Origin of the sequence: Micromonospora sp. CA-249363 (genome assembly GCF_050950185.1) — a bacterium.
Lineage (GTDB): Bacteria > Actinomycetota > Actinomycetes > Mycobacteriales > Micromonosporaceae > Micromonospora.
Map to the genome: position 1 here is coordinate 2,875,238 of NZ_CP192020.1, position 19,107 is coordinate 2,894,344.

The following is a 19,107-nucleotide window of genomic DNA, read 5'->3' on the forward strand; positions in this document are numbered from 1 at the left end:
CATCGTGGCAGGCAGTGGGCGGGTGGACAACGAGGCGCGCCCGTACCGGAGGCGACGCGGACCGACGCCGGGCCGCCTCCGGGACCTCGGGTCAGTGGCGCTTGAACGACTGGCGGACCATGCCGCCGACGATCACGCACCAGGTGCTGGTGCTGAGCTTGCCGTCGCGCGGGAGCCCGTGCAGCGCCTGGACGTCCTGCACGGCCCGGCGGGTGGCGTGGTCGTACGCCCCGGTGGCGGTGACGGCGTACCCCTTGGTCGCGAGGATCTCCTGGACGGCCGTGACGGGCGCGCCGGCGGCGTGCTGGTCCAACTCCGGCGCCAGGGTCTCCCAGGTCGGCGTGGTGAGCGTGGCGTCCACGTCCACGGCGATGCCGTTGCGGGCCTGCCAGTCCTGCACGGCGGCCACCGTCGCGGCGTCGAACGTGCCGCTGACCGTCACGGCGTAGCCGCGGAAGGCCAGCAGGTGCTGCACCACCCGGACCGACGGCGAGTTGACGAACCGCCACAGGTCGGGCCAGCGGCGGGCCGGCACGTCACCGAGCGCGGTGCCGAGGGCGGCGTGCACGCGCCGCCGCAGCTCGGGGAACTGCCGGTAGAAGGCGGCGCCCGGGCACTCGGTGGTGCGGAAGTCCCAGTGGCCGAAGATGTCGTACGCGTGCAGGCCGTACTGCCGGCAGATCGCCACGCAGAGCTTGACCAGGGAGTCGGTCAGCGCCTGCGGTGGGGTCTCGGTGACGTAGGTGCCCTCGTTCTCGATGCCGATGGCCCGGCCGTTCTCACCCGGGCAGTGCGCCGCGATCATCTGGCGGTCGCCGGCTTCGAGGCGTTCCAGGCTGCCCCGGCGGCCCTCCAGCACGTAGCCGCCCCGGCTCACCGTGAAGTGCTGGCCGGTGTCGGACCAGCCGTTGCCGTCCATGTGCAGGTCCTGGCAGTCGTGGGCCAGCTTGACCGCCTGCTCGCGGGAGTAGTCGGTGACGTTCGGGAAGGCCATGTGATGCACGATGATCTTGTTGGTGGCGATGGCGCTGACCGACAGCGGGTCCGCCGGTGGGCGGGCGCCCCACTCGTCGCAGCCGATGATCCAGTCCAGGTCCTCCCCGGGAGCGGCCTGGGCCGCGCCGGCAAAGGCGAGTTCACTTCCGACGACGGCGACCGTGGCCGCGCCGAGACCGGCGCGCAGCAGTGTCCGGCGGTCCACTTCGGAATGCTCGACGTGCATGACATCTCCTCCTGCGGCCGACGGCGGGGGTGAAAAGTAGCTCCAATGGCCGCACGCATCACGGAGAATATTGCCAGACCCGGCCGCGCGCCAGAGCCAGACGCGTTTCCGTGTCCGCTGGTGGGGGTAGGTCGGGGCGGACTGTCCGCGCTGCCCCTTAAGGAATGACCAATATGAGTGACAACGTCAGCGACGCGGTGGGCGACGCCCTCCGCTCGGTGATGCTCTTCCTGCCCAAGGCCGTCGCCTTCCTGGCGATCCTGGTGGCCGGATGGCTCATCGCCAAGGCCGTGTTGAAGATCGTGGAGAAGGTCCTCGAACGGGTCGGCTTCGACCGCGCCGTCGAGCGCGGCGGCATCCGTCGGGCCCTGAACCGCTCCCGGTACGACGCGAGCGACATCGTCGCCAAGCTCGTGTACTACGCCGTGCTGCTGCTCACCCTCCAGCTCGCCTTCGGCATCTGGGGGCCCAACCCGATCTCGGACCTCATCACCGCCGTGGTCGCGTGGTTGCCCCGCGCGTTCGTCGCGATCGTCATCGTCGTGGTCGCCGCCGCCATCGCCAACGCCGTCAAGGACATCATCGGCGGCGCGCTCGGCGGGCTGTCGTACGGCCGGGCGCTGGCCGGCATCGCCTCGGTGTTCATCCTCGGCCTGGGCGTCATCGCCGCGCTGAACCAGATCGGCGTGGCCACCGCGGTCACCACCCCGGTGCTGATCGCCGTGCTGGCCACGGTCGGCGGCATCCTCGTGGTCGGAGTCGGTGGCGGCCTCATCCGTCCGATGCAGAATCGCTGGGAGTCGTGGCTGACCCGCGCCGAGCAGGAGTCGCAGCTGATCGCCACGCACGCCCGCGCCTACCGCGCCTCTCGCGCCGAGGCCGAGGCCGAAGCCGCCCGCGCCGAGGCTGCGCGCGCCGAAGCCGCCCGCGCCGAGGCTGCGCGCGCCGAAGCCGCCCGCGCCGAGGCCGAAGCGGCCCGGTCGTCCGCCGCCCGCGCCGACGCGGACCGCGCGTCGGCCGTGGGTCGCCCCTTCGCGGCGGGAAGCACGTCGGCGACGACGCTCCCGTCGGATGCGGACACCACGCAGGTGACCACCCGGTCCTCGGACAGCGACGCCACGCAGGTCGTCCCCCGGCCGGCCGACGCGGACGCCACGCCGGTGACCTCCCGCCAGTCCGACCCCGAGGTCACGCAGGTGGTCACCCGGCCGTCCGACGCGGACGCCGCACAGGTGACGCCCCACCTCTCCGACCCAGAGGCCACGCAGGTGGTCACCCGGCCGTCCGACCCGGACGCCACGCCGGCGCGGTCGTCGACGGACGACACCACCCAGGTCGTCGCCCGGACGGACGTCGACGCCGCCGGAGCCCGGCAGGCCACCGACGACACGACGCAGGTGGTGGGTCCCCGCCGGGACGGCGACACGACCCAGGTGATCAGCGGTGGCGCCGTGCCCGGCCAGCGCACCAGCGACGACAGCGAGGCCACGACGGTCATCCCGCCGGTGGACCCTGACCGGCGCTGAGCCGGGTCGGGCCGAGCGACGGGCCAGCGGGGCGGGATCCACCGGGATCCCGCCCCGCTCCGCGTCTCGCCGGCCGTCGAGTGACCTGGCCGTCGAGACGCCTGGCCGTCGAAACGCCTGGCCGGCGTCGGCGCGGCCGGTCTACCATCGCCGACATGACCTGGCGACATTGATCCCGCCCCGTAGGCCGCACCCGTGGGCCGCCACGGGCACCGCACGTCCGGTGTCCGTCTCCACTCCCACGGGAAGGCCCCATGATCCGTCTCGCCTCGCGCGTGCCCGACCTGGCGGTGCGCCGCCTCTCGGCGACCCTCTACGGGTACGCGTTCCTCAGTGACCTCGTCCTGCTCTACCCGCTGTACGTGGTGCTCTTCGCCGACACCGGCCTGTCGGTGGGGCAGATCTCGTCGCTGTTCGTCATCTGGTCGGCCGCCGGCATCCTGTTCGAGGTGCCGTCCGGCGCGTGGGCCGACGTGGTGTCCCGACGGCTGCTGCTGTGCCTCGCCCCGCTCGTGACCGCCGTCGGCTACACGCTCTGGGTGCTGCTCCCGTCGTACCCGGCCTTCGCGGTCGGGTTCCTGCTCTGGGGCGCGGGTGGGGCGTTGGTGTCCGGCGCGCTCGAGGCGCTGGTCTGGACCGAGCTGGCCCGCCTCGACGCCAGCGACCGGTACGCCCGCGTGCTCGGCCGCGCGCGTACGGCGGGTGTGCTCGGCGTGGTGGTCACCGGGGTGCTCGCCGGCCCGGTGTTCGCCGCCGGTGGGTACCCGGCGGTCGGCGCGGGCAGCGTGCTCGCCTGCCTGCTCGCCGCGACCGTCGCCACCCGGTTCCCCGAACACCGCCGATCGCCTGTCGCGCCGTCCGCCGCGTCGCCGCGCGTCGCACCGGACGACGACGCGTCGCCGATCGCGGCGTACGACCCGGACGACCACGACGACGAGCTGACCTGGTCCGAGACGCTGCGGGCCGGCGTGCGGCAGGTCCGTACGCGGCCACCCGTGCGAGCCGCCGTGCTGCTGGTCGCCGTGGTGGCCGCCGACTGGGGGGCGCTTGACGAGTACACGCCGCTGCTGGCCCTGGACACCGGCGTCGGCGCGCAGGCGGTGCCGCTGCTGCTCCTGCTGCTGTGGGCCGGCGTGACCGTGGGCGGGCTGCTCGTCCCGGTGGGCGAACGGCTCGGCCGTCGCGGCTACGCCGCGCTGCTGGCACTTGTCGCCGTGGCGCTGGCCGGGGGCGCACTCGTCCGGCATCCGGGTGGTTTCGTGCTGCTCGCGGTGGCGTTCGCCGCCGCGCAGCTGGCCACCGTGCTGGCCGACGCGCGCCTACAGGCCCGGATCACCGGCGGCAGCCGTGCCACCGTCACCTCGCTGGCCGGGATGCTCACCGACGTGCTGATCATCGGGACGTACGCCGGGTACGGGTTGGTTGCCACGCTGGCCGGCAACGCGGTCGCGTTCGCGGTGGCCGCCGGGGCGTACCTCATCATGGCGCTGGCGCTGCTGATCCGCCGCCGGCGCGCCGCGGCCGTGAGCGGCGGCGTCGCCGCGCGCGGGCCGGGCTGAGCGCGGCCCGGCGGCGGTCGCCCAGGTCGCGACGCCGGCGGCCCGGGCGAGCCGGCGGACCATCCGGTACGCGCCCGGCCGGCCGGTCGCCTCCGTTACGACTGCACGCCGTCGAGGTAGACCCAGCGGCCGTCCTCGCGGGCGAAGCGGCTGCGTTCGGTCAACGTGCCCGGTTGACCGGCCTCGCGGTAGTGGGCGTGGAACGTCACGGTGCCGCTGGCGTCGAGCAGGCCACCGCGTTCGGTCTCGACGATCTCCAGCCGGATCCACCGCTGGGCCGGGTCCAGCTCCAGCCGCTCCGGCCGGGTCGAGGAGTGCCAGCTGCGCAGCAGGTAGTCGGTGTCACCCAGGGCGAACGCGCTGAACCGCGAGCGCATCAACGCCTCGGCGGTCGGCGCCGGGGCGGCGTCACCGTGCGCGGGGGAGCAGCAGTCGGCGTACGCCCGACCGGTGCCGCACGGGCAGAGCCCGCCGGTCGTCGCGTTCGCCCGCCGGCCTCGTCCCGCCTTGCCCACCCGGCCATCCTGCCGCACCACCGGGCGGCCCCGGTGACCGGCCGTCCGGTCGTCGACCGGGCACTGATGGTTGACGATCGTCTCTAGACTGCCGGGCATGACGCGTGCCCCGGCGGTGTCGATCGCCCCGAACGTCTGGCGCATCCCCACCGTGGGGCGCTCGGCCGTCAACTCGTACGCCTTCGTCGACGACGACGGCAGCGTGACGCTCGTCGACTGCGGGCTGGCCAAGGCCCCGGCCCGGATCGTGGCCGGGCTCGCCGCGATGGGCAGGACGCCGGCGGACGTCACCCGCATCGTGCTCACCCACGCGCACCCCGACCACGCGGGCGGGGCGGCGGAGATGTCCCGCCGTACCGGCGCGCCGGTCGCCGCGCACGCCGCCGACGTCCCGTACGCCGAGGGCGGCCACAATCCGCCCGTCGACCCGGCGGTGACCGGCGGCCGGTTCTTCACCCGGGTTGCCGGCGGCAAATTTCCGGCCGTACGGGTGGCGCAGCCGCTCGCCGACGGTGACGTGCTCGACGTCGGCGGTGGCCTGCGGGTGGTGCACACCCCCGGGCACTCGCCCGGTCACGTGTCGCTGCTGCACGAGCCGACCCGACTGCTGATCACCGGGGACGCGCTGTTCAACGTGCTCGGCGTGCGCTGGGCGCCGAAGTTGTTGTGCAGCGACTTCCGGATGACGCGGCAGACCGCCCACGTGTTCGGGGAGCTGGAGTACGACATCGCGGCGTTCACCCACGGCCCGGAGCTGACCGAACGTCCCCGCGAACGCATCCGCGCCTTCCTGAGGCGCCACCGCGCCTGACCCGCTGACCGCGCCTGACCCGCTGGCCGCGCCTGACCCGCTGACCGCGCCTGACCCGCTGGCCGCGCCTGATCCGCCGTCGATCTTGCACTTACTGTCGCCGCATTGCCGGCAGAAGGGTGCATATCGGCGACCGAAAGTGCAAGATCGCGGGGAAGGGTCAGAGCCAGCCCGAGCGGCGGAACAGGCGGTGCAGGGCTAGCGCGGTTACCGCCATCAGGGCCAGCGCGCCCGCGTACCCGTAGCGCCAGGCCAGCTCGGGCATGTGGTCGAAGTTCATGCCGTAGACGCCGGCGATGCCGGTCTGCGTGGCGGCGATCGCGGCCCACGCCGCGATCTTGCGCATGTCGTTGTTCTGCTCGACGGCGAGCTGCGCCAGGCGGGACTGGACGATCGAGGTGAGCAGGTCGTCGTACGCGGCCACCCGGTCCACGGCCCGGCCCAGTCGACCGTCGACGTCCACGAACCAGCGGTGCAGAGCGCGCGGCGGTCCGTCGCCGGTCGGGTCGAGCAACGTCCGTAGGGGCGTCTGTAGCGGGAGCACGGCCCGCTTGAACTCCACCACCTCCCGCTTGAGCTGGTAGATGTGCTGGATGTCGGCCGACCGGTCGCGGGCGAAGACCGCCTCCTCGACGCGTTCCAGGTCGCGCTCCACGTGCCCGGCCACCTCCAGGTACGTGTCGACCATCCGGGCGCAGACCGCGTACGCCACCGCCCAGGGACCGGCGGCCAGCAGCTCCGGCCGGCGTTCGATGTCGGCCCGGACGTCGCGCAGCGCCCCGGCCGCGCCGTGCCGCACGGTCACGGCGAACCGGTCACCGAGCAGCACCATCACGTCACCCGTGTCGATCACCTCGGACGTGTCGGTCAGCTCGGCGTGCTCCACGTACCCGGCGGTGCGCAGCACCAGCAGGGTGACCGACCCGTGCCGCTGCACCGTGGGCCGGTGCCCGTCGGCGAGCGCCTGCTCGACGGTCAGCTCGTCCAGGCCGAAGGTGCGCCCCACCGCGGCGAGCACCGCCGGCCCCGGCTCGTGCAACCCGAGCCACACGAAGGCGTCGCGGCCACGCCGGGCGCGGGCGTACGCGTCGTCGTAGTGTGGTCGGCCCGGCTCGCGGCGACCCCTGACGTACACGGCGCAGTCGACCACGGCGTCCGGGTTGGACCGGCGGGGCGTCCGAGTGTCACCGCCGGGACGGCCCAGCAGTCGACGGGCCAGGGCGCGTACGCCCCGACCGGCCCGGTCCCGTACCGCTCGCTGATCCACGACGCGCCCCCCTCCCGCGCACCGTCGCGGCCACGGTGCTCGCAGGGCATGGTGCCACCGGATTCTGCCCAGCGGCGTCCGGCGTCCGACAGCCGGGTTCTCACCTCAGGCGGTGCGGGTGGCGAAGACGACGATGTTGTCCACGTAGTTGCCGGTCGCGTCGTCGAAGCGGCCGCCGCAGGTGATCAGGCGTAGTCCGGCGACGTCCGCTGAGCCGTAGACCAGGCCGCTGGGGAAGCGGTCCTTCGGGTACGCCTGGACGTTGTCCACGGTGAACGTGGCGACCCGCGCGTCGGCCCGGGTGACCTGGATCTCCTGGCCGGCGCGCAGCCGTCCGAGGTCGAAGAAGACCGCCGGTCCGGCCGGGGAGTCGACGTGTCCCACCAGGACGGCGTTGCCGGTCTCGCCGGGGCTCACCCCGTGCCGGTACCAGCCGGCGAGGGTCGGCTTGTCCAGCGGCGGGACCTCCAGTACCCCGGCGGCATCGGCGCCGACGGGGACGATCTCGGCGCGTACGTCGATGGCGGGGATCCGCACCCGGACGGGCGCCGCGTGGGGGAGTGGGGCCAGGTCCGGCGCGGGACGGGTGCGGCTCGGCGCGTCGACCGATGGCGCGGGGGGACGTTCCGGGTCGGCGGTGAGGCCGACGGTGATCAGCCCCAGCCCGGTGACGCCGAGCAGGGCGACCACGGCCGGCAGGCTTCGCCGCCACCACACGTGCGCACCTCCGTAGGGGCTCGTCGGGGTGCCCGCGCCGGTCGTACCGGCACGGGCACCCGACCTCTTGGGATGGAGCAGTCGCCGGTCAGGCGACGGTGGACACCGGGCGGCGTCGGCGTACCAGTAGCACCGCGCCCGCGGCGGCCGTGCCGAGCAGGGTGCCCCCGGCGGCGAGCGCGCCCGCGTCGCGCCCGTTGTGGTTGTCGCCGCCCGAGCCGGCGGGGGCGCCGCCGATCGGCGTGACGGTGAAGGTGGCGCTGCCCGCCGAGCTGCCGTCGCCGCAGGTCGCGGCCACCGTGTAGGTGCCGAGGGTGAACCCGGCGGTGAACAGTTCGGCGCTGAGCCCACCGCCTGCGGCGGCCGTGGTGGATCGGACGTTCTGGTCGCGGTTGGGTCCGGTGACCCGGAAGATGACGTCGCCCGACTTCGGGTTGCAGGTCGTCGCGGTGAGCACGACGGTTCCTCCGACCGGGGTGGTGGCCGGTGACACGACGGTGTCGGCCAGTGCGGCGCCCGGCAGCAGGAGCGTGCCGAGACCCACGCCGAGCGCCGCCGAGCAGAGTGCTGTTGAGACCTTCATACGCGTCTTCCCTCACTTTTCGTCCGCTGACTGCGTGGGACGTCGTTCGGGTGGCCAACTCCGTGACTAGCACCGGTGTGCCCAACACTAGGTGGGTTGGGACCCCGATCAGGTGAAAATGAGAAACCTTCGTTGCCGTCACGTGTTCACCCGAAGGCGGGTCCTGGTGCGGGCCGACAAGATTGCGCCGATCTTGCACTTTCGGTCGCCGACATGCGTGCCCTGCCCGGTATGTCGCCACCGCAACTGCAAGATCGCGGTGCGGTGTGGGAGCGTGGTGCGGGTGACCCGGCTTGACGTTGATCTCGCGCTGCTCGGCGGTGGGGGTGCCGCCTCGTTGGTGCTCGCCGCGCTCGACCGGCACGGCGCCCGGGACCTGCGGATCGCCGTCGTCGACCCGGTCCGCCGGCGCGGCCAGGACCGCACCTGGGCGTTCTGGGGCCACCCCGACACCGACCTTGACCCGCTGCTCAGCGCGAGCTGGCGCCAGGTCGAGGTGGCGACGGCGGCGCGACGCCGCGTCCTGGACCTGACCCCGCTGCGGTACGCCATGCTGCGCTCCGGCCCGGTCTACGACCGGGCTGCCGAGGCCGAGCGCCGGCTGGACGCCGTCCGGATCGCGGCACCCGCCGACGCGGTCCACGACCACGGCACCGGGGTGGTCGTGCGGACCGGCGACGGGCGTGAGATCCGGGCCGGCTGGGCGCTCGACTCGCGCCCCCGTCCACCGGCCCGCGCCGGCCGTACGACGTGGTTGCAGCACTTCCGTGGCTGGTGGCTGGAGGCCGACCGGCCGGTGTTCGACCCGCGACGGGCGGTCCTCATGGACTTCCGTACCCCGCAGCCGGCCCGGGGCGTCTCCTTCGGGTACGTGCTCCCGGTCAGCGACCGGTACGCCCTGGTCGAGTACACCGAGTTCTCGCCCGACCTGCTCACCGACGCCGGGTACGACACGGCGCTGGCCGGCTACCGCGACCTGCTCGGGCTCGACCCGGGCGGGCTGCGCGTTCGCGAGGTCGAGAACGGGGTGATCCCGATGACCGACGCGCCGTTTCCGGCCCGGCCCTCGCCCCGCGTCGTACGCCTCGGCACGGCCGGCGGCGCGACCCGTCCCTCCACCGGCTTCACCTTCTCGGCGATGCACCGCCAGGCCGACCAGGTGGCCCGCGCGCTCGCCGCCGGCCGCCCGCCGGTGCCGGCCCCCGCGTACCCGGGCCGGCACCGCTGGATGGACGCGGTGGCGCTGCGCGCGCTGGATTCCGGTGGCGTCGGCGGTCCGGACTTCTTCGACCGGCTCTTCGACCGCAACCCGCCCGAGCGGGTCCTGCGCTTCCTCGACGGCGTCACCACCCCGGCCGAGGAGATCGCGATCATGAACTCGACCCGGCTCCTGCCGATGATCGCCGCCACGGCCGCCGACGCCGCGCACCGCGTCCGCGACCGACTCCGCCCCGCCCGTCCCGCTCCGGCCGTCCCGGCCGCCGTGGCGGGCGGTCCGCCCGTGGCCGAGCCGCAGACCTGACCCGGTCCTCGACAGTCACGTCACCGGCCTCACCCGGTGAGGAGGCGGTCGCGCAGCCGGGCGATCAACGCCTCGTCCACGCCGAGCCGGTCGGTGGCGTAGCCCACCACCGACCCGTACGTGGCGGTCAGGTCGGCCAGGAAGTGCCGGATGATGGCCTCGGGAGCGCGGCCGTACGCGGGCCAGAGCAGCTCACGGTCCGGGTTCAGCGCCTTCCAGTCGGCGACGAGGCGTTCGGTGGCCAGCTCGGTGAGCGCGAAGTCGGCGGCGATCTGTTCCTCGTCGACCCCCAGCAGCGCCAGCAGCAGCGCGGCCAGCAGGCCCGTGCGGTCCTTGCCGGACGCGCAGTGGAAGACCAGGGGAGTGTCGGCGGCGGCCACCACCTCCAGGGCCTGCCGCAGCTCGGCTACCCCGTCCTCGGCTACCTCCGCGTACCGGTCGGCCAGGTAACGCCACGGGTCGACCGTGGGGTCGATCGTCGCCTGGTCGTAGGTGCGGTGCTCGATGCTGAGGTTGTGCCAGGCCAGCCCGTCGATCTGCGGCGCCCGACCCCGGGCGGCGATCTCCCACGGGTACCGCAGGTCGATCACCGTGTCGACACCGAGGGCCTGGAACCGGTCCAGGTCGGCGTCCGCCAACTTGCCCAGCGAGTCCGAGCGGTAGAGCAACCGCCAGCGGACGGTACGCCCGTCGTCGGTGCGGTAACCACCGAGGTCGCGGAAGTTGTGCAGACGGTCGAACGCGACGTGTCGATCCATCCGGCAGACCCTAGTGCGTCCGGTCCCGGCGTGGCGGCCCCCGACCGGGCGGCACGGGGCCGCCGCCCGGTAGGTTGCCTGCCATGGCGGAGGGCAGGGGCGTGCAGATCTGGACCGACGGGGCGTGCAGCGGCAACCCCGGGCCGGGCGGCTGGGGGGCGCTGCTGCGCTACGGCGATCACGAGCGCGAGCTGTGCGGTGGCGAGGCCACGCCGACGACCAACAACCGGATGGAGCTGATGGCGGCCATCCAGGCGTTGGAGAGCCTGAACCGGCCGGTCACCGTCGAGTTGCACACCGACAGCACGTACGTCCGCAACGGCATCACGAGCTGGCTGGCGTCGTGGAAGCGCAACGGCTGGCGTACCGCCGCGAAGCAGCCGGTGAAGAACGCCGACCTGTGGCAGCGGTTGGAGGCGGCCTGCGAGCGCCACGAGGTCACCTGGCTGTGGGTCAAGGGGCACAACGGTCACCCGGAGAACGAGCGCGCGGACGGCCTGGCCAACAAGGGCATGACCGAGGCGCGCGCGGCGCTGGCCGGCCCCAGGCCCTAGCCCCGGCGGGTCGCGTCGGGGTGGCCGGGCATGCTCGACCCGCCGCCGCTGCTGCCGGACGAGCCACCGGCGACACCCGAGTTGTCGCCCTCGGTCACGATGTCCGGCCGTTCGTCGGTGTCCGCCGGCGCGGGAACCTCGGTGTCCGCCTCGACCTGCACCAACGGCACCTGCCCGGCCTCGTCCTCGCTGTGCTGCGGGTCGCCCGGCAGCTCACCGTCGCGCTTTCGGTAGCCCACGCCGTGCCTCCCGTCGATGCCGGTCCGCGTCGGCCGTGGCTACCCGGCGTCGTCACCTGCGAAACCTCGTCCGGCGGCGGCCGCCGGTTGGATGACCGGGGTCGCCTGCGGCGCGGCGTGCGGCAGGCGCAGGGACCGCAGGCGGACGCGGACCTCGTACCGTCGTCAGCGCCGCCGCCCACGGCGGCTCGGAGCGGGGGCGCGCACCGGTGTGAGCGCGAGCGCCGTCCAGTGCGCCGGCCGGGTCAGCGTCGCCGGCAGGGCCGTGCGAGCGTCGCCGCGCGCGGCGTCGAGCTGCGCCTGGTGCAGGAACAGCGTCGTCCGCAGGTCCGCGCCGCGTAGGTCGGCCCCGCGCAGGTCCGCGCCCGTGACATCGGCCAGGGCGAGGTCCACGCCGCGCAGGTCGGCGCCGATCAGCAGCGCGCCGCGCAGGTTCGCCCGGCGCAGGTCGGTCCGGCGCAGGTCGACGCCGAAGAGGTGGGCGCCCCGCCGGTCGAGGCCCCCGGGGGCGCGGGCCGCCTCGCTGGCGCGCGACAGCAGCGGGTTGACCCGGGCCCGGTGCGCGTCGACGTCCACGGTCCCCAGGTGGGCCGGATCGCCCTCGGTGAGCCCGGCGATCTCGACGCGGGCTCGGTCCAGCTCGGCGCGCAGCCCGGTCGACGGGCCCAGCGACAGCGCCTCGGTGAGATACCAGAGCAGTTCGTGCAGCGGACGCAGCACCCGGAACGCCTCGGCCATCGCCGGCAGGGTCTCCGGAGCGTCCCGCCAGTCCCGCCCACCGAAGGTGACCTGCGCGACCTGCTGCCCGGCGCCGAAGCAGTCGAAGACGGTGCAGCCCGCGAACCCGCGCTCCCGCAGCTCGGTGTGGATGCCGCAGCGGTGGTCCGGACGCAGGTTCGGGCACGCGCGCCCGGCCGGCTTGTCGATGGCGAAGTCGGCCGACGCGGCGAAGGCCGGCACCACGCAGCACAACCCGAAGCAGCGCGCGCAGTCGGCGGCGAGACGCGCCGGCCCGGGCGGCACGGGTTGCGTCGACACGGAAGCGGTCCTCCTGGCGGTCGGGGCGGCGACCCCATTGTCGCGGGGGCCGTGGTCCCGGCACCCGCCGGGGTCACCGTCCGTGCGCGTCGCTGGCGGCCGCGGAGCGAGGATCGGGGGTACGCGAACCGCCCGGCGGCGGCACCAGCCGGCGGATCTCCCGTTGCGCATCGCCGTACTTCTGATCGAAGTGCCTCCGCACGGTGGCCGCGGGCGTGGGGTCCCCGTCGACCGGTTCCGCCAGCGCGAACACGGCCGGGGCGCCGCCCGGCGTACGCGGTGGCAGCACCGCCCGGACGGTCAGCGGCCCGGTGACCCGGAACCCGCCGCAGTCGACGTAGTGCTGCCCCTCCACGCTCACGTAGGGCACCCGCATCTCGATGACGTCGGAGTCGTCGTGGCGCAGCGTGACGGCGACGGACCAGTACCGCTCCAGGTTGACGGTTGCCTGCTCGTGCTCCCAAAGCTCCTCGAAGCGGGCGTGCACGAACCCACCCCAGGGGCTGTCCATGTCGACCTCGAGCTGCGGCACGTTGAACGACAGCTTCCCGATCGGGAAGAACGAGATCAGCGCCCGGCTGTCCCACTGGTAGAGCTGGATCGACGGGGACGCGTCGTAGAGCCGCACCTGCAACCGGCGCTGCAACCGGGCGTCCAGGGTGTCGTGGAACAGCGCCAGGTGGCGCAGGTTGGTACGGATCTGGCGCGGCACGTCCACCCGCTGCCGTTCCAACTCCTCCGAGCGCTGCTGGGCGGCCGTGCAGTCCGGGTCCAGCAGGAGCAACTGCACCTGCGCGCCGTTCGCGAGGGCGGTTCGCACCGCCCGCAGCGTCTCCTCCCGGTGCGTGTCCTCCAGCAGGATCGTCCAGGTGTCCAGGATGCGTACCCGCCGTGCGCAGCGGTGCAGCCGGGCCACGAACGCGTGCTGGTCGAAGCTCAGGTGTTCCTGCACCCGCGCCCGGCGGGCCTCCTCGAACAGCGGGTCGAAGATGACGTACGAGATGGCGGCGAGGACCACGCTGGAGCCGATGTTGAGTAGCAGGTCGCTGAGGAAGCCGCTGCTGCGCCAGGCGGCCACCAGCATCACGAGCGCGACGCCGAGCAGCGCCCCACCGACGACGAAGGCACGGCGCTGCCGGCCGCCACTGTCGCCCCGACCCGCCCACTCGGGCATCCGGTCCCCTTCCGTCATGGCCCGCCGAGATGCGGAGGATACGTGCCGGCTTTGCCGCTCGCTGTCCCGTTCGTGGCCGGCGGTTTCGTCGGCCGTGCTCGCCCTACCACTCGTAGGGTGACGGTATCGGACTCGGGCGAGCGCGGACGGTGACGGTGTGGACGACGCGGAACGCGAGAAGGCGCTGTTGAGCGTCCTCAACACCGAGCACTACGCCCTGCAGACGTCCCGGGCCGGCACGATCGACGAGGCCACCGGCCGTGCCACCATCTTCCTGTCCGTGCTGTCGGCGGCCCTGATCGGCCTCGGCTTCGCCGCCGGCAACGACCAGGTGGTCCGCCCCTACCTGGGCGCGGTGCTGCCGATCCTGGTGGTCATCGGGGTGCTGACCTTCCTGCGGTTGGTGGAGACCACCGTGGAGAACTCGCTGGACATGAAGCGGATCCAGCGCATCCGCGCCTACTACCACCACCGTCTCGCCAGCGAGCACGACTTCTTCGTCGACGCGGTGGCGTCCGAGGACAGCGCGGAGGCGGCCCGCAAGCTGGTGGGCATCCGGGCCGGACGCTGGGAGTTCCTGCTCACCACGGCCGCGCTCGTGGGCGCGGTCAACGCGGCGCTCGTCGGTTCGGCCGTCGTCCTGGTGCTCGGCATGGTGGGGGGCTGGCACTGGCTGATGGTCGTCGCCGGGGTGGCGGTCGCGCTCGCGGCGTTCGGGGCCCAGTTCCTCTACATCGTCCGCATGTCGAGGGGACCTAGGGCTGGATCCGACGCCAGTCGTCGTCGGTGAGTGCGCTGGCCTGCGGGCCCATCAGCAGCATGCCGCCGTCGACTGGCCAGGACGCCCCGGTGACGTAGCTGGCGGCGGGCGAGGCCAGCAGGGCGACCACGGCCGCCACCTCCCGCGCGTCACCCGGCCGTCCGACCGGCACGCCGGGCCGCGACTGGGTGAACGGGTCGACGTCCTCCTGCCCGGTCATCGGCGTGGCGATCTCACCCGGCGCGACGGCGTTGACGGTGATCCCGTCGGCGGCCAACTCCTGAGCCATCACCCGGGTCAGCAACCCCAGGCCGCCCTTCGCCGCGCAGTACGCGGCCGAGCCCACCCGGGGCGCGTGCTCGTGCACGCTGGTGATGTTGACGATCCGTCCGCCGAGGCCGACGGCCCGCATCCGGCGCGCGGCCCGCTGCGCGCACAGGAACGGAGCGTCGAGATCCACCGCCAACACCTCGCGCCACTGCTCCCAGCCGGTGTCGACGAACGGCGTCGAGGCGCCGGTGCCGGCGTTGTTGACCAGCACCCCGATGCCTCCCAAGCGGTCGGCCAGGTCGTCGATCACCGCCGTCGCGTCCGGCAGGCGGGTGAAGTCCGCCTCGGCGACCTCGCACCGTCGTCCGGCCGCGCGAACCTCGGTCGCTGTCCGCTCGGCGCCGTCGGCGTCGCCGTACCAGCTGATGCCGATGTCGAAACCGGCCTCGGCCAGGGCGACCGCGCTGGCCTTGCCGATGCCGGAGTCCGCGCCGGTGACGACGGCGATCCGGGGGTACGTGTCGTATCGCTGGGGCATGGACGGGCAGTACCCCGACCGGGCGCGACGTACCGTCACCGGATGCGGATCACCCGGTTCACCCACTCCTGCGTACGCGTCGAGCACGACGGTGGGGTGCTGGTGATCGACCCGGGCACCTGGAGCGAACCGTACGCGCTGGTCGGCGCGGACGCCGTCCTGGTCACCCACGAGCACACCGACCACGTGGACGTGCTGCGGCTGGCCGGACTCGGCGTGCCGGTGTACGCCCCCGAGGGCGCCCGGCTGCCCGACCTCGCCCCGCTGCCCGTCACCCGGGTACGCCCGGGACAGCGCTTCACCGCCGCCGGCATCACGGTGAGCGCCCACGGCGGCCGGCACGCCGTGATCCACGAAGGCCAGCCCGACTGTCCCAACCTCGGCTACCTGATCGGCGACGGGCTCTACCACCCGGGCGACTCCGTGCACGTACCGGACGAGCCGGTGCGCACCCTGCTCGTCCCCGCCCAGGGGTCCTGGCTCCGCCTCGACGAGGCGATCCGCTTCGCCCGGGCGGTGGGCGCCGAGGCCGCGTACCCCATTCATGACGCGCAGCTCAACGACCGTGGCCTGGCCAGCGTCGCCGGCTGGTTCGCCGAGACCATCCCGGGCTACCGCCACCTCGCCCCGGGCGACACCGCCTGAGCGACGCGATCGTCGTTGCATCGAATCGCCGACGCCGTCCGCGCGGCGGTGTTACGGGGATGACAGCTGCGACAACTGCTCTGCTGCCCCATTTGTGGGGCAGCTCGACAGGGGCCGGATGGACCATCGGCCGGCGCGTCGCCGTGGCCGTCGTGGGTGGTCGGCGCACACACCGACATCGACAAGCATGTCGGTCCTGCTCATGTCGGGTGTGGCCCGCGTCACGGTAGCTTCGGCGCGCGTCGACGCCCCCGCCGGCGCTGCCGAGGAGAGCGTCCATGACCACACCGCGCAGAGCCGCCACCGCCCTGACCGCCGTCCTGCTGCTGATCCTGACCATCGCGGCCCCCGCCCACGCCGCGAACCCGTCCACCAGGCCACCCGTGTCCGGGTCGCTGGGCACCTACAACGTCTCCGGGGTGTACGTCGCAGGGGTGTCCTCCGGTGGCTACATGGCCACCCAACTGCACATCGCCTACTCGTCCCGGATCCGGGGCGCCGCCGTCTTCGCCGCCGGCCCCTACTACTGCTCGCAGAACACCGTCGCCCAGGCGCTCTACGGCTGCGGGGACAACATCTACCCGACGAACGTGCCGGCGCTGGAGACGTACACGCGCACCTGGGCGTCGTACGGCTGGGTCGACCCGGTGGGCAATCTCTCGGGTGATCCGGTGTACGTGTTCCACGGCAACAACGACACCGCCGTCAAGAAGTCCGTCACCGACGACCTGGTCCGCTACTACCAGCGCTTCGGCGCCAGCGTGCAGTACGACAGCGGCTCGGCCGCCGGTCACAGCTGGGTCACCCCGTACGGCACGCTGGGTTGTACGGCGACCGCGTCGCCCTACCTGAACGACTGCGGCACCGACCCGCAGAACGCCCTGCTGCGCAAACTGCTCGGCGGCGTCAACGCGCCGAACACGGGGGCGCTGGGCGGCACGCTCGTCCGCTTCGACCAGAACACGTTCGCCGTCAACGGTTGGGCCAACGGGTTGAGCATGGACGCCAACGGCTACGCGTACGTCCCGTCGGCGTGCGCGGCCGGCCAGTCGTGTCGGCTGCTGGTCGCCCTGCACGGCTGTGTGCAGGGTGCCGGGTCGGTGGGTACGGCCTTCGTCGACCGGGCTAACCTCAACCAGTACGCCGACACCAACAACCTGATCGTGCTCTATCCCCAGGCGGGCACCGCCCTGAGCAACCCGAACGGCTGTTGGGACTGGTGGGGCTACCTGGGTGCGACGAACTTCCCGATCAAGGGCGGCGCCCAGCTCGAAACGATCATGAACATGGTCCGTCGGCTGGACGGCTGACGGCCGTGGTGCTCAGCCCGCGAAGAACTGGAGCAGGACGACCGCGGTGAGCAGCGCCGGCCCTCGGAAACCCTGTCGTAGCAGGTCCACCGGGACCATCCCGAACGGCGTGTTGACCGTCGCGCCGCCGTAGTCGAGCGGCGGGCGGGTGCCGGCCCGGAAGGCGGCGGCCACCACCCCGAGCGCCAGCGTCGGCGCGAGCCAGGCCGGGCCGGCGTCGACGCTGGGCAGGCTCGGCACGGTCAGCAGCCACCACAGGCCCGCGCCGACGGCCGGCACCACCACGTGGATGCCCCGCAGGAGGGCGTCGCTGCCGCCCAGCGCCCGACGCAGCCCGGTCGACCGGCTGACCGCGCGCAGCCCGCCGGTGAGCCGGGTGACGGCGAGGTAGGCGAACACCACCTGCGCGGCCCCGGCCAGGCCGGGCAGGGCGAGCGCGGCCGCGTACTGGACACCGACGAGACCCACCCAGATCAGCAGGGCGCTGGGGTGCCGGCGCAGCCGTCGGACGTCCGCCTGGAGCAACGCCCACCAGCCCGGACCGGGCAGGAACCGGCTGCTGCGGACCCGGCCGACGCGCCGCCAACGACGGCTCTCCACCAGGCCGGCCAGCAGGCTCGGGTCGAGCAGGATCGTCGCCGTGGCGGCGGCGTTGGCGAACTGCGCGCCGGTGGTCAGGGTGGCCCGGTCGACGAGGGGCAGCGCGCGTACCGCCAGCACCGTGGCGACGACCGCGAGCGGCACGGCGACGGCGACCAGGGCGATCGTCGGCGTCGCCGACGGACGGGGCAGTCCCTCGCCGAGGCGGCCGGTGAGCACCACGACGGCGGTGATGACGGCCGCGACCGCCATCGGGACCGCGCCGGCCAGGGCCGGCCACCGCCGCCCCGCCCGGCTGCTCTGGGCCACGACGCTCAGCGCCAGCGCAGCGGTGCCCCACCCCGCGCCGGCGACGGCCGCCCAACCCAGGGCCGCCGGGTCGCTGACCCCGCCGAGCGCCGCCACCGCCACCCCGAGCGCGGCCGTGCCCACCGCGGCGCCCGTCAGCAGGATCGCGAGGCGCGGCGCCAACCAGGCCCGCCGATCGATCGGCGCGCTGGTCACCCAGCTCTGCGTGGCCGGGGTGACCAGCAGCGGGCCGAACGCCCGCAGGCCGCGCCAGACGAGCCCGGTGCCGGCGAGCAGCGTGGCGAGGGCCAGCCACCACCGCACGCCCGGCTCGGCCTGGCCCACGGCGGGGGAGTCGAGCAGTCTGCGGCTGGCGCTGATCCCGAACCAGCCGTACATGCCCAGGAACAGGACCACGACGTACGCGTCGCCCAGCACGTCGCCGAGCGAGTGTTCGTGGTGGCGGCGCCGGGCGCGGCGCAGGTGCGTACGGACCTGCCGGGCCGTGGGCAGCCCGGCCGGCGCCTCGGCGATCGTGGTCGGCGCGGCCGTCACCGGCCGATCTCGATCCGCTCGTCCACGACCGCGTCGATCAGCTCCGGGTCGTGCGAGGCCATCAGCACGGTCGTGCCGGCGTCGCGCTCGCGCCGCAGCCGGTCGGCGAGCCACTGCCGTCCGGCGACGTCGAGGCGCTGCTCCGGCTCGTCCAGGATCAGCACCCGGCGCGGCCGGACGAAGCAGGACGCCAGCGCGAGCCGGCGGCGCTGCCCGCTGGACAGGGTGACCGGGAGCTGGTCACGGGCCGGTTCCAGGCCCAGCTCGGTGAGCACCTCCTCGACCGGCTCGGCGCTGCCCCCGTGGGCGTACGCGACCAGCTCCAGGTGCTCGACCACGGACAGGTCGGGGAAGAAGTCGATGTCGTCCAGGGCGGCGGCCACCAGCGAGCGCACCTGCGGGTCGGTCTCGTCGGCCCGGTACCCGTGCACCCGCACCTCGCCCTCGTCCGGCCGGTCGGCGCCCACCACGCAGCGCAGGAGGGTGGTCTTGCCGCTGCCGTTGGGGCCCAGCACCACCGCGATCCGGCCCGGCGGCAGCGTGAAGGTCACGTCGTCGAGCACGACCAGGTTGCCGAAATTGCGGCTGAGTCCCCGTACCGAGAGAGCGTCCACGGTCACACACTCTCCCAGACCCACGCCACCGGCCACGACGAG

The 19,107-nt window shown here is 73.8% G+C and carries 19 protein-coding genes and 1 pseudogene; 8 read left to right on the top strand and 12 right to left on the bottom strand.

Annotation, left to right across the window (positions count from 1 at the left end; all coding sequences use genetic code 11):
* Window positions 1-91 precede the first annotated feature (91 nt).
* The gene (locus tag ACQPZK_RS13180) at window positions 92-1,222 is read right to left on the bottom strand and encodes a peptidoglycan recognition protein family protein (RefSeq protein ID WP_433538569.1); all 1,131 of its coding nucleotides are present in this window, start codon (window positions 1,220-1,222) and stop codon (window positions 92-94) included.
* A 164-nt stretch (window positions 1,223-1,386) separates the two neighbouring features.
* Between ACQPZK_RS13180 and ACQPZK_RS13185 the strand changes: the two are divergent.
* Together ACQPZK_RS13185 and ACQPZK_RS13190 are read left to right on the top strand one after the other, a co-directional pair.
* A pseudogene (locus ACQPZK_RS13185) lies at window positions 1,387-2,041 on the top strand (mechanosensitive ion channel family protein); the annotation flags it as partial.
* Between the two features lie 961 nt (window positions 2,042-3,002).
* Window positions 3,003-4,307: an MFS transporter gene (locus ACQPZK_RS13190; RefSeq protein WP_433538570.1), complete on the top strand. Its 1,305-nt coding sequence runs from the start codon at window positions 3,003-3,005 to the stop codon at window positions 4,305-4,307.
* A 95-nt stretch (window positions 4,308-4,402) separates the two neighbouring features.
* Here the strand turns inward: ACQPZK_RS13190 and ACQPZK_RS13195 are convergent, their stop codons facing one another.
* Window positions 4,403-4,921: a YchJ family protein gene (locus ACQPZK_RS13195; protein WP_433538571.1), complete on the bottom strand. Its 519-nt coding sequence runs from the start codon at window positions 4,919-4,921 to the stop codon at window positions 4,403-4,405.
* On the opposite strand from ACQPZK_RS13195, the gene ACQPZK_RS13200 reads away from it, so the two are divergent.
* Window positions 4,920-5,633: an MBL fold metallo-hydrolase gene (locus tag ACQPZK_RS13200; RefSeq protein WP_433538572.1), complete on the top strand. Its 714-nt coding sequence runs from the start codon at window positions 4,920-4,922 to the stop codon at window positions 5,631-5,633. The genes ACQPZK_RS13195 and ACQPZK_RS13200 overlap by 2 nt on opposite strands.
* 160 nt (window positions 5,634-5,793) lie before the next feature.
* Here the strand turns inward: ACQPZK_RS13200 and ACQPZK_RS13205 are convergent, their stop codons facing one another.
* The 3 genes from ACQPZK_RS13205 to ACQPZK_RS13215 all read right to left on the bottom strand — a co-directional run bounded on the left by ACQPZK_RS13205 (window position 5,794) and on the right by ACQPZK_RS13215 (window position 8,200).
* A complete protein-coding gene (locus ACQPZK_RS13205; protein ID WP_433538573.1) occupies window positions 5,794-6,900 on the bottom strand; it encodes a magnesium and cobalt transport protein CorA in 1,107 nt (368 codons plus the stop codon).
* Between the two features lie 105 nt (window positions 6,901-7,005).
* Window positions 7,006-7,617, bottom strand: coding sequence for a class F sortase (locus ACQPZK_RS13210; RefSeq protein ID WP_433538574.1), 612 nt, complete (start codon window positions 7,615-7,617; stop codon window positions 7,006-7,008).
* Window positions 7,618-7,705: 88 nt separating this feature from the next.
* The gene (locus ACQPZK_RS13215; protein WP_433538575.1) at window positions 7,706-8,200 is read right to left on the bottom strand and encodes a hypothetical protein; all 495 of its coding nucleotides are present in this window, start codon (window positions 8,198-8,200) and stop codon (window positions 7,706-7,708) included.
* Window positions 8,201-8,483: 283 nt separating this feature from the next.
* Here ACQPZK_RS13215 and ACQPZK_RS13220 point away from each other — a divergent pair, with 283 nt between their 5' ends.
* Window positions 8,484-9,722 carry a lycopene cyclase family protein gene (locus ACQPZK_RS13220; RefSeq protein WP_433538576.1) on the top strand — a complete coding sequence of 413 codons (1,239 nt, stop codon included), beginning with the start codon at window positions 8,484-8,486 and terminating at the stop codon, window positions 9,720-9,722.
* Window positions 9,723-9,751: 29 nt separating this feature from the next.
* Here the strand turns inward: ACQPZK_RS13220 and ACQPZK_RS13225 are convergent, their stop codons facing one another.
* Window positions 9,752-10,480, bottom strand: a complete 729-nt coding sequence (locus tag ACQPZK_RS13225) for a tyrosine-protein phosphatase (RefSeq protein ID WP_433538577.1) — start codon at window positions 10,478-10,480, stop codon at window positions 9,752-9,754.
* A gap of 83 nt (window positions 10,481-10,563) precedes the next feature.
* Here ACQPZK_RS13225 and rnhA point away from each other — a divergent pair, with 83 nt between their 5' ends.
* Window positions 10,564-11,034: a ribonuclease HI gene (gene rnhA / locus ACQPZK_RS13230; protein ID WP_433538578.1), complete on the top strand. Its 471-nt coding sequence runs from the start codon at window positions 10,564-10,566 to the stop codon at window positions 11,032-11,034.
* Here the strand turns inward: rnhA and ACQPZK_RS13235 are convergent.
* The 3 genes from ACQPZK_RS13235 to ACQPZK_RS13245 all read right to left on the bottom strand — a co-directional run bounded on the left by ACQPZK_RS13235 (window position 11,031) and on the right by ACQPZK_RS13245 (window position 13,485).
* Window positions 11,031-11,273 (bottom strand): preprotein translocase YidC, encoded by a 243-nt coding sequence (locus tag ACQPZK_RS13235; RefSeq protein ID WP_355049949.1) that lies wholly within the window; start codon window positions 11,271-11,273, stop codon window positions 11,031-11,033. The genes rnhA and ACQPZK_RS13235 overlap by 4 nt on opposite strands.
* Before the next feature lie 165 nt (window positions 11,274-11,438).
* Window positions 11,439-12,311, bottom strand: a complete 873-nt coding sequence (locus tag ACQPZK_RS13240) for a pentapeptide repeat-containing protein (RefSeq protein ID WP_433538579.1) — start codon at window positions 12,309-12,311, stop codon at window positions 11,439-11,441.
* Window positions 12,312-12,384: 73 nt separating this feature from the next.
* Window positions 12,385-13,485, bottom strand: coding sequence for a DUF5919 domain-containing protein (locus ACQPZK_RS13245; RefSeq protein WP_433538580.1), 1,101 nt, complete (start codon window positions 13,483-13,485; stop codon window positions 12,385-12,387).
* Between the two features lie 157 nt (window positions 13,486-13,642).
* Here ACQPZK_RS13245 and ACQPZK_RS13250 point away from each other — a divergent pair, with 157 nt between their 5' ends.
* The gene (locus tag ACQPZK_RS13250) at window positions 13,643-14,275 is read left to right on the top strand and encodes a hypothetical protein (protein WP_433538581.1); all 633 of its coding nucleotides are present in this window, start codon (window positions 13,643-13,645) and stop codon (window positions 14,273-14,275) included.
* Here the strand turns inward: ACQPZK_RS13250 and ACQPZK_RS13255 are convergent.
* Window positions 14,241-15,053 (bottom strand): SDR family oxidoreductase, encoded by an 813-nt coding sequence (locus ACQPZK_RS13255; RefSeq protein WP_433538582.1) that lies wholly within the window; start codon window positions 15,051-15,053, stop codon window positions 14,241-14,243. The genes ACQPZK_RS13250 and ACQPZK_RS13255 overlap by 35 nt on opposite strands.
* 42 nt (window positions 15,054-15,095) lie before the next feature.
* On the opposite strand from ACQPZK_RS13255, the gene ACQPZK_RS13260 reads away from it, so the two are divergent.
* Both ACQPZK_RS13260 and ACQPZK_RS13265 read left to right on the top strand, forming a co-directional pair.
* The gene (locus tag ACQPZK_RS13260; RefSeq protein ID WP_433538583.1) at window positions 15,096-15,698 is read left to right on the top strand and encodes an MBL fold metallo-hydrolase; all 603 of its coding nucleotides are present in this window, start codon (window positions 15,096-15,098) and stop codon (window positions 15,696-15,698) included.
* A gap of 278 nt (window positions 15,699-15,976) precedes the next feature.
* A complete protein-coding gene (locus ACQPZK_RS13265; RefSeq protein ID WP_433538584.1) occupies window positions 15,977-17,008 on the top strand; it encodes an extracellular catalytic domain type 2 short-chain-length polyhydroxyalkanoate depolymerase in 1,032 nt (343 codons plus the stop codon).
* Window positions 17,009-17,020: 12 nt separating this feature from the next.
* On the opposite strand, the gene ACQPZK_RS13270 is transcribed toward ACQPZK_RS13265, so the two are convergent.
* Together ACQPZK_RS13270 and ACQPZK_RS13275 are read right to left on the bottom strand one after the other, a co-directional pair.
* A complete protein-coding gene (locus tag ACQPZK_RS13270; RefSeq protein WP_433538585.1) occupies window positions 17,021-18,451 on the bottom strand; it encodes a DUF6297 family protein in 1,431 nt (476 codons plus the stop codon).
* On the bottom strand, window positions 18,448-19,071 hold the full coding sequence (locus ACQPZK_RS13275; RefSeq protein WP_433538586.1) for an ABC transporter ATP-binding protein: 624 nt from the start codon (window positions 19,069-19,071) through the stop codon (window positions 18,448-18,450). Before ACQPZK_RS13275 ends, ACQPZK_RS13270 begins: the two co-directional genes overlap by 4 nt.
* Between the last annotated feature and the right edge of the window lie 36 nt (window positions 19,072-19,107).